An 11,706-nucleotide genomic window follows, 5' to 3' on the forward strand; every position below is an offset into this window, starting at 1 on the left:
GTTGGATAATTCATAGGGACTCCAAGAATCGCAGCAACGCCGCGCGCTCGCTCGCGCTTTGTTCGACGAAGCCGTCGCGCGCGGCCTGGGCCTCGCCGCCGTGCCACAGGATCGCTTCGGCGAGCCCGCGGGCGCGGCCGTCGTGCAGGTACAGCTGGTGATCATTGACGACCGAGAACAGGCCAACGCCCCACAGCGGCGGGGTCCGCCACTCGTTGCCGGTCGCCTCGAAGTCGGGGCGGCCGTCGGCCAGGCCCTGGCCAAGATCGTGGACCAGCAGATCCGTGTAGGGCCAGATCACCTGATTTGAGAGCTCGGGGAAGCCCGCGAGCTCGCCGGTCTCGAGCCGCGGGACGTGACAGTCACCGCAGCCGATCTCCAAGAACAGCTCGCGGCCACGCAGGACCTCCGGGTCGTCGACCTCGCGCCGGGCCGGGACCGCGAGCAGCCGCGAATAGGTGGTGACCGCGTCGAGCAATTCTTCGCTCAGCTCGGGGCTGCCGCCGGTCGCCGCGGCGCCGCACTCGGTCTGGACAACCGGGCAGTCCTCGTCAGGCTGCAGGCCCGACGAGATCCCAAGGTCGCCGTGAAACGCGCCCGCGTTTTGCTGACGCAGCCCCGGCTGGTTGGCCTTCCAGCCAAACCGACCGAGGACCGTGGTCTCGCTGATCGGATCCCACACGTAGTTGGGCCGGCCCGAGATGCCGTCGCCGTCTGCGTCGTCGGGATCGGCGAAGCCCAGGATCGTCGCTTCGGGCAGGGCCTCGAGCAGACCCAGACCGATCATCTGGGGCGCGACGCGGGCCGACATCAGCGTGTCATCGGCGAGCGGACCAAACCCGAGCTCGACCAGCTCGAGGGTTGGTTGGCGCAGCGAGAAGGGCTCGCCGTCGGCGTAGTTGCCCGGCAGCTCCTGCCAGCTGACCCGCGCTTGGCCCTCGGGCGTGACGCCTGGGATCGCGTCGGGCTGCAGCTGCCCGCCGTAGTTGGGCTCGGGCAGCGGGCCGCCATGGGCGTCGAGCCCCGGGATCGACAGGCGAACCAACATCGAGAGCATGGGCTCGTCGTCGGTGAGCGGCGGCCGCCCGCGGCCGTCCTTGAAGTGGCAGGCCGAGCACGAGCGCGCGTTGAAGGTGGGCCCCAAGCCGTCGCGAGCCTCGGTTGAAGCCGGCGCGATCACCCAGTTCTTGTTGAAGAACGAGTTGCCAACGAAGAACGCGGACTCGTTGGCCAAGCTCAGGTTGCGGGCCGACAGCATGAAGGCCCGCGCGCCCGTCTCGAACACCGTCGTGTCGCCGCCAGCGAGCGCTTCACCGGGCTCGGGCGCGAGCGCGGCAGGATCGCCACACCCGCCCGCCAGCAGCAGCAGCAGCGTCACAAACGTCGAGCTGGCCCGGTGATCGTGCATTGTGCCCGCCACGATCAATCGAGCGCGAGGTTGATCTCGAACAGCGCCGCGACCTCGACGATCGTGTCGGTCTGCCGACGCAGCGCATCGACGGTCGCCTGCACGGCGTCGCGGTCGTTGATGATCGCCTGGTCAAACGGGGCTGGGATCGCCATCGCTGCGTCCAGGCTGGCCTGGATGTCGTCCGTGAGCCGATCCGCGAGGGCCTGATCCCGGGCCGCGACCAAGTCGTACAGCCCCGGACCCACGTGGGTGCTCGCGTAGTCGCCCAGGTACACGTTTTGGATCCCCACAATGTCGACGATGATGTCGCGGTGGGTGTTGTCGCTGAAGCAGGAGTGCTCGTCTTCTTGATCTTGGGTCGCGAGGGCGACCTCGATCCGCTCGCCCGCTAGCTCGGCGCCCGAAAGGCTGCCGATCCCCAGCAGCATCTTGCGGACGATCTCGTTCGGCGCCTCGGCCACGAACTGCGCGCGATAGTTGTCGGCCTGGTCGGGATCCCAGGCCGCGACCAGCCCGTCGATGTCGGCGACCAACAGCTCCGCGGCGGCGAGCAGGTACGCACCACGACGATCCTGGTTGTTCGCGGTGCCCGCTCCGCTGGTGTCAAAGTCGGTCCACGGCCGCGCGCCTGGACCCGAGGCCGACAGATCCTGACCCCACAACAGGAACTCGATCGCGTGGTAGCCCGCCGCGATGTTGGTCTCGCCGCCCTGCTCGTTGAGCTCGATCAGCAGCGCCGCATCGATCACCGGATAGCTCGCCGGGTCGTTGATGATGCCCGCGTCCGGCATGCCCTCGACGTAGTCGACGTAGGCCTCGTCCATCGGCCACGCGTTGAGCTGCCCCTCGGGCCCAGCGTGGGGCTCATCGATCGGTCCATCGTAGAACCGGAACGCCTCGGTCTGGCCGTAGAACTCGCGGGACGCCAACCAAGCTTCGCGGGCTGCTTCCAGGTTCGCTTCGCTCGGGTCCGCGACCAGCTCCACGATCGAGGTCTGTAGCGTAGCGGCCGAGGTCTGCACGTCGGCGTAGTTGGCCGCGACCACCAGGGCGTACTGCTCGGCGATCGGCGCGACCTCGGCCGCGTCGAGGGGCGCGCTGCCATCTGAGTCGGTGGTGCAGGCGCCCAGGGCGAGCGCGAAGAGGGCCGCGAGAGGTCCGAATCGGATCATGGCGCGCACGATATTGAAAACCGTTTTCAACGTCAAGCGCCTAAACCTTCCCCTCAACAGCATTTTGTCTGCCTTGGGTGACATAATGGAACACAAGTCTCAATATCATCGAGCGCTGCCCGCGGATGTCACCAAGCGCTGCTCGAGGGCCGCCACCAGCGCAAATCGTGCGCCCCAAGGACACAGGGAGGCGCCAAGCGACCAGACGCGCCAGCGGTCGCAGTCGGCGAAGCACCTGTACACGTCCGCCGAAGCCAAGGAGAGCCCCCTCTAGGTCTAGGGGGGCCACACATGCGGATGCGAACAGCCAGCCCGTCGGGAGCGAGCGAAGCGAGTGACCTGCGAAGTGCGAAGGCGGCTGTGGGGGTAATGGAAAAGCGGCCCTGGCGGGGTGTAGCCTCACCCGCCAGGGCCTAGAACCGACGCTCTCGAACGTCGGCGCCGAGTGTTGACCGATCAACGGCAGTCTTCACCCACGAGATTGAAAGCCCGCATCATTCCATTAGACCACGGGTCCACAGTGACGGACCCGCCGGGGGACGATCCCGGATCTCGGGCATGGGTGGGTGAAAGGAGAGATGATCGGCGGCTCGACTATTGAGCTTGGGAGCGAGGCTGAGCTTGAGCGATGCCTTGAACGGACACCCCCGCGAGTGTGTGCGGGGTTGTTGTGCCTGCGTCTACCAATTCCGCCACCCCGACCCATGTGTGAGTGTCGGGAGAGGGATTCGAACCCCCACGTCCTCGGCTGTCGTGACGATGAGCTTGAGCTTGAGCTTGGCTCCCTACGAAAGTCTGTGTTGGGTGGTCTCCTGTCGTGATGGGGCTGATCCAGGCGAGGATCAGAGCTCTGCGAACACGTAGTCGAGCATCGCCGAGGCGTCTTGGCGAACGACCTCGCGGGTGTTGGCCTCTTCGCGGGCGCACTTGACCGCGTTGGACAGCTTCTCGATCCGACGCTGCAGCGTACGCTTGACCTCGCGTGGGATCGCGCCCGAGCGCTTGATCGTGGTCACGTAGCCGACGATCTGATCCTCGGTGATGAGCTGGGCTTGGGCCGGGTGCTCCTCGGTCGCGGGGTACAGCACGATGCCCTTTTGGATCTTCTTGGTCCGGTGCCGCTTGCTGGGCGCGCTGACGTGGACACCCTTGTCGTTCTCGTCGCTGCGCCAGTCTTCCGCGGGGTCGAGCTCGACGATCCTTTCAACCATGGTCCCGATGTCCTTGAGCTGCTTCTCGAGGAACAGCAAGAAGGTCGTGGGCACCTGGGCCATCAGCGTCTTGCCGTCAACGACGACGTCGGCCTTGACCTCGCAGTTGGCGAAGTCCTTGGTGGCCTCGATGTTGAACAGCTCGCCCAGGCTCTTGTGAATGGTCTGTAGCACCTCGCGCGCGTTGTACTGCACGCGTTTTTGCTCGGTTGGGAAGTGCTCGCCGTCCTCGGCGAGGGCCTCGTAGGTGGCGACGAAGCCGTTGAGCAGATCGGGCTTGCGGCAGGCCTTGTCGAGCTCGGTGAGCTCGGCGAACACTCGCTTCTTCAGATCGCTCTCGATCGCTAAAAATTGGTTCAAGCGCATGGCGGACCGCGACCATACCAGCGCGGCACGCGGTCGGCATCAGCTATTCGCTGCCCGCGCCTAGCAGCCCGTGGTGCAATGCTTCGCGCCACCTCGCTTGGCCTTTTCGCCGAGGGCCTTGTCGCCAAACCTAGCCTCGCGCGCTAAGGTTCCCACGGCTCATGGAGGCACCCTGGCGGCACGTGGTTGTAACATCCGCGACGCTCGAAGCCTGCTAGGAGGCTCCCGAAATGCAATCGGCGTTGTCGCTGCTGCTCGTCATCGTTTGTCTCGCTCCTCCGTCTCCAGAACCGGCGCCTATCGTTCCGGTCGACCTCGTCGCCCCCCCTGCGGTGGTCGGGGAGGACGAGGATGATGCGGTCGATACGGCGCCGGTCGTCGAGCCGCCGCCAGTGGGGGGCTCGACGGAGATTGCGCCGGTCGGCGATGCTCTGGCCGGCGGGTCGGCGGTGGCCGTGAGCGAAGCGGCGCCAGCAGACGACCTGGAGGTCAGTCGGATTCGCTTCACGCCGGGCACCGGGCTGGTCGCCGACAGTCGCGACGGGAAGTTCTCGATGGCGATTCGTTCGCGTCTGCAGCTGCGCTACGAGGCAACCGACGAGCCTGGGGCGGACCCGGAGTTCGAGCACGTGTTCATGGTCCGACGCGCCCGCGTGCAGATCGCGGGGCACGTGTTTAGCCAGCACAACAAATACAAGCTTCAGATGGCGCTCTCGCCTAGCGACATGAACTTTGGCCCGAACGGGGCGCAGCGATCTCCAGTCCTCGACGCGATCTTGACCTTCGACTATCTGCGCGACTTCACGGTGACCGTGGGGCAGTTCATGGTGCCGTTCAGCCGCCAGCGGATCGTGTCCTCGGGCGACTTCGAGCTGGTCGATCGCTCGATCGCGCAGGCGGAATTTCAGCTCGATCGGGACATCGGCGTCCAGATCAGCTCCAACGACGTCGCCGGGTTGGGGCGGCTTCGCTACCTCGCTGGCGTGTTCATGGGCGAGGGGCGCGACGCGTTCTCGGGCCACGACAGCGGCCTGCTCTATGTCGCCCGCGTCGAGGTCCTGCCCTTCGGGGACTCCGAGTCGCGCTGGGACTATGAAGAAGGGGACCAGGCGCACGTTCGCCTGCCGCGGCTCTCGCTCGGGGGCGCCTATGCCTACCAAGATCGGGCCGTGAACAACCAGGGTGTGATGGGCTCGCGGCCGACCGATGGTGGGACCACCAACTTTCACGTGGTCACGGCCGACGCGGTCCTGCAGGTTCGGGGGGCGTCGCTGACGGGGGAATTCGCGTGGCGTCGCGGCCAGCGAAATTTTGGGACCGCGACGGTGACCGACGAGATGGGCAACGAGGCCCCAGCTCCGCGCGAGGCGGCCCACGATGGGCTGGGGTGGTTCGTGCAGGCAGGCTACGTCGTGCCTCGGGTTCCGCTTGGGGTCGCGGGGCGGTACAGCCAGCTGCGCCGGACCACGACGGCGAGCCCGCTCACGCAGCGCGACGAGCTTGGCGGGGGACCGAGCTGGTACTTGTTTGGCCACGACGTGAAGCTGCAGGCTGACTACTTTTGGATCTGGAGCGAGCGGAATTTCCGGGCCGGCGGCCACGCGGTGCGCGTGCAGATCTCGGCTGGCTTCTAAGCCCGACAGCGACGCCCAGCAGGTACGGACATGCTCACGCTGAACAACGAAGCGCTGCGCTCACTCGTCGCGCGAAGCTGCTGGTGAGGGGGCCAGGTGTCGATACGCCTCGCGCCGGGTCTGCGCGTGGGCGTTCAGCACGTCGGGCGGCAGCGCGGTCAGATCGAGCGCGCGCAACAGCTTGCGATTGCCCGCCACGCTGCGGGCCGACTGCGCGCGGATCCGCTGGGCGAGGGCGCGCGCCTCGGCGTCGAGCTGATCGAGCTGCACGAGGGCGCACAAGCTCGCGCGGACGTCCGTGATCTCGACCTTCTCACCCGCGAGCAACAGCCGACGGGTGATCGTGGGTCCAAACGCGGCGTGGATGCGGGTCAGTCCAGCCGCGTGATAGACGACGCCCAGCTTGCCCGCTGGCAGCCGCAGGCTCGCGCCGTGACAGGCCAGGCGAAAGTCGCAGACCGAGATCAATTCAACGCCGGCTCCAACCACGGCGCCATTGAGGGCGGCGACGAAGGTCGCGTCGGCCGTGTGGATCGCCGTGGTCGCGCGGATCAGCGCCTCGTCGGGGGGATGCGGCTGCTGGAACAGCTTGGGATCGGCGAGCGCGGTCAGATCAAAGCCAGAGGTGAACACCCGATCGCCAGCGCCACGCAGGATCACGACCTCGCCGCGCAGATCGATACAGCGCGCCGTGATCCACTCGAACATCGAAGGGTGGATCGCGTTGCGCCGGGCCGGGGTGTCCAGCACCCAGGACAGCACGCCCGGCTCGAGTTCGTGCTCTCGCAGACCTTCTGGGGGTGTCGGCATGGGGCGCGAGCGTACCCGCTTCGAACAACGGGTGTTGCGCCTGGCGCCCGACACACTCCTTCCTCGCTTCGCGCCAGGGACGCCAGGCCCGGCGCCTCAAACCATCAAATTCACTGCGGCAGGGTACTAGCCCGCTGGCTTGTCTTCGTGGAGCGACGGATCGTAGGTCTGATCCGGGTTGCGCAGATACTCGGGCGCCTCGATCACCATGCCCCCCTTCTCTTTGGGCGGCTGCCCCGGGATCTCGACCTGGCCGGCGAGCGCGGCTTCGCGGGCGTCTTCCAGCGCCTTCGCGGCGTCGGAGTCGGGGTTTTGCATGATCTTCTTGCGTAGCGCGTAGGCCCGTTTGCGGTTCTGCTCGGGGCCAAGGGTCTTGGGATCCCGCGCGAGCAGATCGACCTCTTCCTCGGTCAGCTCGTACTTGCCCAGCGCCGGCTTGGCGTCGGCTGGGGCCTCGGCTTTGGCCTCGGGTTGCGCGTTGGCGTTGGCCTGGTCGGCGTCGGCCTTGGTGGAGGCCGGCGGGTCAGCGACGCAGGCGAAGCAGGGCAGGGCAATCAACAGGGCCGCCAGCGGCACGCGAGAGAGGCTCATGCCGGGAGCTTAGCGGGTTTCCTGAGGAATGAAAGCTTTCCTGCCGCTAGGAGATGGCCCGAAGGCTCTTGCGCAAGTGGCGAACCAGCGACACCGGGATCCAGATCGTGAGCGCCACCTGCACCAGACCCAGCACCGGGCTGAGCTCGGTCATCGCGAACACCTCGCCCAGATCGCGGGGCTGTGAAGCTTCGGCCCAGAACACCGCTTGAGCAAACCCAACCGTCAGCGACATCGCGCAAAAGCCCGCCCACAGGTTCGCGGCGACCTTGCTCGGGACCGCGACGATGCGGATCGCAATCAGCGCGAGCACGGCCGTGCACCACATCAGCCAGCCAAGCGCCACCGGGTGCAGCGAGCTGATGCTGCTGCCGAACACCACGGCCACGGTCACGAAGTGCAGCACGCCCCAGCCGCCAAACTCGAGCAGCAGCGCGGGGACCGGCACCGCCCGCATGCGCGGGTGGCCGTCGCCCGTGGGCACCCGCGCCATGAGCAACAGCGCCAGCGGCAGGGCGAGCATGGCGAGGCCAATGTACTGGCGCACGAACGCCTCGCTGTGGTTGAGGTCCGGGATCGCGACGTTGACCAGGGCGATGCAGGTGAGCGCGCCGATCAGCGCCGACCAGCGATCCAGCAGCACGCCGCCGTTGCCCTCGACCCGACGCGCGAGCGCGTTCAAGGTCAGCCAGCCCAAGATCACCGCGCCGCAGGTCCACACGAACGCGCCCACGAACACCCGGCTGAAGCTGGCGGGGATGTCGAAGAAGACCTCACCGAGCAGCGCCGAGAGCCCCAGGTGTGGCAGCACGGCCGCGAACCCGGCGATCTCGTCTTCGTTGCTGCCGAGCAGACCGACGCCCGCCAGCCACGCGACGCAGGTCAGGCACATCAGCGCGATGCCGATGATGCCTGGCGTGCGCTTGTCTCCCATGAGCTGCCCGAGCAGCTGCGCGCCAAAGATGAACAGCGCGCCGGTTGCCGCGAGCGCGGCCAGCAGCGCGCCCGCGACGAAGATCTCGCCAACGAACAGCGCACAGATCAAGAAGATCGCCAGCTGCGGCGCCGCGAAGATGCCGATCACGAAGCTGGGCCCGGCGGCCAGGCCCACCGCGAGCTCGCGGGGCGACAAGGCGGTGCCGGTCAGCGGCATCAGGGTGTTCTCGTGCCGCTCTTGGGCCTGTTGAACCGCGACGAGCAGCGGCGCGAACACGGTCGCGAACCCGGCCAACAACAGCCCCGCGAACAGCCCGACGAGCTTCAAGCCGTCAGACACACCAAGCGGCGAGCTGTAGGCCCCGACCTGGGGGATGCCGTCGTTGGCGAGCACGGCCTCGAGCACGCGGACCTCCGCCGCGTCGTGCCACGCGAAGCTGTCGTCCCAGCCGCCGTACTGGTTGTAGCTGGTGTCGCCGATCAGCGCGGCAGCCTGCAGGTGCAGCTGGTTGTGGGCCGGATCGGGAGAGGGGGAGAGCGCAGCTTGACGCAGCATCGCGCGGCCCTGCTCGAACAGGTCATAGGCTTGGCCGTAGGTCCCATCGGGGTGGTCCCCGTTGGCCCGCAGCGTGGCGACCTCCGACTTGGCCTGTTGATGCTCGAAGGGATCGTGGGTGAGGACCGTGAAGCTCCGGCGCTCGACCTCGTACTCGTACTCTTCAACGCCGAGATCCGTGCGCAGGCCCTGCTCGAGGCTGCCGCTGCCCAGCGTGAGCCACATGCCGACCACGCTGGTGACGAACGCGAGGATCAGGCTGAAGATCACATAGCGCCGACCCCGACCACCCCGCAGCGAGCGGGTCACGAAGGGGAGGGCAAAGGCCGGAAGCTTGGAGAGGAGCGCGTTCATGGTGGACTCAGTTCACTTTGTCGGCGGAGATGCGGTCGTAGACGTCTTCGAGCCGCGAGCGCAGGCGGCTGCAGGTGACGACCTTGACCCCTGCGGAGATGAGCTCGGCGAGGATCGAGGCCATGAGCGCCTCGTCGCCTTGGACTTGCATGCGGATCAGCTTTTGACCCTCGGACTCGCCGGTGTGCTCGACCAGCACGCGGTGCCCGGCGAGCAGCTCGAGGGCGCGCTCGTGGCCTTCGATCGTGCGCAGCTCGTAGACGAAGCGGCTGACCTCGTGGCTGTCGATGATCGAGTCCACGTTGCCCGAGACGACCAGGCGACCACCCTGGATGATCGCGACTTGGTCGCACAGATCGTCGAGCTCGCGCAGGATGTGGGAGGAGATGACGATCGTGACGCCGCTGTCGCGCACGCGGTCGAGGGTGCGGCGAAGCTCCGAGCGCCCGCGGGGATCGAGGCCGTCCGCCGGCTCGTCGAGGATCAGCAGCTTGGGCTTGTGCAGCAGGCAGCGGGCGATCAGCACGCGCTGGCGCATGCCCTTGGACAGGTCACCGCAGACCGTGTCGCGCTTGGCGGTGAGATCGAAGGTCGTCAGGGTCTCGTCGATCGCGGCCTCGAGCTCGGCCTTGCCCATGCGGAAACACTGGCCAAACAGGCGCAGGTAGTCCGCTGGGGTCATGTCCTTGTAGAGCGGGTTGCCGTCGCCCAAGAACCCAATGCGGCGACGAGCGGCGAGCGGATCGCTGTTCGAGTCCTGGCCATCGAGGCGGACCTGGCCCTCTGTCGGGGTCATGACGGTCGCCATCATGCGCAAGGTGGTCGACTTGCCAGCGCCGTTGGGCCCGATCAGCCCAAAGATCGCGCCGCTCTGGATGTCGAGCTTTAGGTCGCGGACGGCCCAGCTGTCGCCGTCGTAGGTCTTGCCAACGTTCTCGAGCTCCACCCGCACGCAGCCCAACGATGGCACGAGTCGGCGCCGAGCGCATGCCGGGCGCGCGCAGTTTGGCTGCCGCTTCGATGGCTTTTGTGTGCAGCGTCCTTCGCTCGCGGTGCGCACCCAACGCTGTTCAGGAGAGACCCGGTCCGGCGCAATTTCGCACAGCCGCGAGACCCTCACTGGCCACGTCGCACACACCAGCGTAAGCTGGCCAACAGTGAGTTCGAGCGGTCCGTGGTGGAGGCTGTCGGCGGTCGCCGCCCTGGCGCTATTGCTGAGTTCGGCCTGCGCATCGGCCCACGAGCTCAACGGCGTGCGGGTGCTCGAGGGCGCCAAGCGCCGCTCCTTCGAGCCAGGCGCCGTGGCCGAGCGATCGGTCGGGGCGATCGGCGTGGTCGTCACCGACACGGGTCGCGGGCTTGGCTTCGTGGTCGATCCGGGCGGCTACATGATCACCAACCGGCACGTGGTCGAGGACGCGGACTACATCGACATGGTCAGCTTCCCCGGCCTGGATCCGGCGCCGGAGTTCACCCAAGTCGAGATCGTCTACATCGATCCGGTTCGGGATCTGGCGCTGCTGCGGATCGAGAGCGAAGCGCCGCTTCCCTATCTGGCGCTGGCCACGGGCAAGCGCGCGCCGGCCAGCCACTATGTCGCGGAGCGCGACGCGGTGGTGCTCTTGTCCCGCGAGGTCGGCCCGGACGAGGCCGCCGCGCTCGAGCACGATCCCGGGCTGTTGGCCCACACCGGCCGGGTCGAGCGCCTGGAAGTCTACAATCCCACGGTTGGACCTGGGCCCTACTTGGGGGTCAGCGCGCAGATCGAGCAGGGCCAGAGCGGCGGGCCGGTGCTCGATCGCTACGGTCGGGCGGTTGGCGTGGTCACCTGGACCTGGAAAGATCAAAAGGGTGGGTTCGCGATCCCGATCAGCGAGGCCGCGCGGATGCTGGCGGAGCGGCCCAAGCTCGGGACCAGCGGCGAGCAACAGCAGCGCGCCGAAGATCGGGTCAAGGCTTACCTCGCCGCGCTCGGGGCCGGATCGGGCGGTGAGCTGCGCCGGCTGACCTCACCCAGTCGCGCCCGGGAGGTCCGCGGGGAGACCGTCGACGTGCTGCTCGAGCGCAGCATCGAAGGCACGATCTTGCAGAGCTTCGTGACCTCGATCGACGAGCTGCTGGCCGAGGCTGCCCGCGGCGGGAACGACCCCACACCCATGTTCGAGGGGATGGTCGACTACACGTCCAGCGACGCGTTCATGCGCAAGCTGGGGGTCGAAGGCTCGATGTCCAAGCACGCGGTCGTGACCTTCTTTTACGAGCTTGGCAGCGCGTACATGGCCGCGCGCTGGTACGGCAACTACGATCGCCACGACGCCCTGATGCTCGCGGTCCAGCGGGTCCACAGCCTCGAGGCCGCGCGCAGCATCACGGTGCTGTCGACGATCGACGAGCTTGGCGGGTTGCGGGCGGTCGTCGAGCGCGTGGAGGTCCGGCCTGGGTTCTATACGCCGCAAGCGGTCGCAACCGTCGACGTCGGCAGTGGCAAGAAGATCAGCGTGCAGATGCGGCTCGAGTGGGGCGATTGGTACGTGGTCAGCGTCGAGGGCAGCGGCGCACCGGTCCGGCTCCAACCTGCTGGCGTTCAATCCAGCCCCATCGGCCGGCAAGAATAGACGGGCGCCCCCAGGTCTCGGGTCAGGGCCTGAGGTCAGGGCCTCGGGTC

9 protein-coding genes are annotated in these 11,706 nt (G+C 67.4%); 2 read left to right on the forward strand and 7 right to left on the reverse strand.

Annotated features, from left to right (window positions below; all coding sequences use genetic code 11):
* Positions 1–10: 10 nt before the first annotated feature.
* The 3 genes from DB30_RS25965 to DB30_RS25975 form a co-directional block, all read right to left on the reverse strand.
* The gene (locus DB30_RS25965) at positions 11–1,408 is read right to left on the reverse strand and encodes a di-heme oxidoreductase family protein (RefSeq protein ID WP_052553758.1); all 1,398 of its coding nucleotides are present in this window, start codon (positions 1,406–1,408) and stop codon (positions 11–13) included.
* A 14-nt stretch (positions 1,409–1,422) separates the two neighbouring features.
* On the reverse strand, positions 1,423–2,583 hold the full coding sequence (locus DB30_RS25970; RefSeq protein ID WP_052553827.1) for an imelysin family protein: 1,161 nt from the start codon (positions 2,581–2,583) through the stop codon (positions 1,423–1,425).
* A gap of 842 nt (positions 2,584–3,425) precedes the next feature.
* Entirely contained in the window at positions 3,426–4,160 is a 735-nt protein-coding gene (locus DB30_RS25975) for a DUF7873 family protein (protein WP_052553763.1), read from the reverse strand.
* A gap of 230 nt (positions 4,161–4,390) precedes the next feature.
* Between DB30_RS25975 and DB30_RS25980 the strand changes: the two genes are divergently transcribed.
* The gene (locus DB30_RS25980; protein ID WP_052553765.1) at positions 4,391–5,794 is read left to right on the forward strand and encodes a porin; all 1,404 of its coding nucleotides are present in this window, start codon (positions 4,391–4,393) and stop codon (positions 5,792–5,794) included.
* A gap of 60 nt (positions 5,795–5,854) precedes the next feature.
* Here the strand turns inward: DB30_RS25980 and DB30_RS25985 are convergent, their stop codons facing one another.
* The 4 genes from DB30_RS25985 to DB30_RS26000 all read right to left on the reverse strand — a co-directional run bounded on the left by DB30_RS25985 (position 5,855) and on the right by DB30_RS26000 (position 9,993).
* The gene (locus tag DB30_RS25985; RefSeq protein WP_052553768.1) at positions 5,855–6,604 is read right to left on the reverse strand and encodes an enoyl-CoA hydratase/isomerase family protein; all 750 of its coding nucleotides are present in this window, start codon (positions 6,602–6,604) and stop codon (positions 5,855–5,857) included.
* Positions 6,605–6,730: 126 nt separating this feature from the next.
* Positions 6,731–7,195, reverse strand: a complete 465-nt coding sequence (locus tag DB30_RS25990; protein WP_052553770.1) for a hypothetical protein — start codon at positions 7,193–7,195, stop codon at positions 6,731–6,733.
* Between the two features lie 46 nt (positions 7,196–7,241).
* The gene (locus DB30_RS25995) at positions 7,242–9,041 is read right to left on the reverse strand and encodes a hypothetical protein (protein ID WP_052553772.1); all 1,800 of its coding nucleotides are present in this window, start codon (positions 9,039–9,041) and stop codon (positions 7,242–7,244) included.
* Between the two features lie 7 nt (positions 9,042–9,048).
* Complete coding sequence (locus DB30_RS26000) at positions 9,049–9,993, reverse strand: ABC transporter ATP-binding protein (RefSeq protein WP_165703949.1); 945 nt, start codon at positions 9,991–9,993, stop codon at positions 9,049–9,051.
* A 205-nt stretch (positions 9,994–10,198) separates the two neighbouring features.
* On the opposite strand from DB30_RS26000, the gene DB30_RS26005 reads away from it, so the two are divergent.
* On the forward strand, positions 10,199–11,656 hold the full coding sequence (locus tag DB30_RS26005; RefSeq protein ID WP_165703950.1) for a S1 family peptidase: 1,458 nt from the start codon (positions 10,199–10,201) through the stop codon (positions 11,654–11,656).
* Positions 11,657–11,706: the final 50 nt, after the last annotated feature.

The sequence above is a fragment of the Enhygromyxa salina genome (assembly GCF_000737335.2).
Taxonomy (GTDB): domain Bacteria; phylum Myxococcota_A; class Polyangia; order Nannocystales; family Nannocystaceae; genus Plesiocystis; species Plesiocystis salina_C.

What these genes read in the sequence shown, in the direction of transcription:
- DB30_RS25965 (WP_052553758.1), bottom strand. Translation starts at nt 1,408, where the DNA reads ATGCACGATCACCGGGCCAGCTCGACGTTTGTGACGCTGCTGCTGCTG.
- DB30_RS25970 (WP_052553827.1), bottom strand. Translation starts at nt 2,583, where the DNA reads ATGATCCGATTCGGACCTCTCGCGGCCCTCTTCGCGCTCGCCCTGGGC.
- DB30_RS25975 (WP_052553763.1), bottom strand. Translation starts at nt 4,160, where the DNA reads ATGCGCTTGAACCAATTTTTAGCGATCGAGAGCGATCTGAAGAAGCGA.
- DB30_RS25980 (WP_052553765.1), top strand. Translation starts at nt 4,391, where the DNA reads ATGCAATCGGCGTTGTCGCTGCTGCTCGTCATCGTTTGTCTCGCTCCT.
- DB30_RS25985 (WP_052553768.1), bottom strand. Translation starts at nt 6,604, where the DNA reads ATGCCGACACCCCCAGAAGGTCTGCGAGAGCACGAACTCGAGCCGGGC.
- DB30_RS25990 (WP_052553770.1), bottom strand. Translation starts at nt 7,195, where the DNA reads ATGAGCCTCTCTCGCGTGCCGCTGGCGGCCCTGTTGATTGCCCTGCCC.
- DB30_RS25995 (WP_052553772.1), bottom strand. Translation starts at nt 9,041, where the DNA reads ATGAACGCGCTCCTCTCCAAGCTTCCGGCCTTTGCCCTCCCCTTCGTG.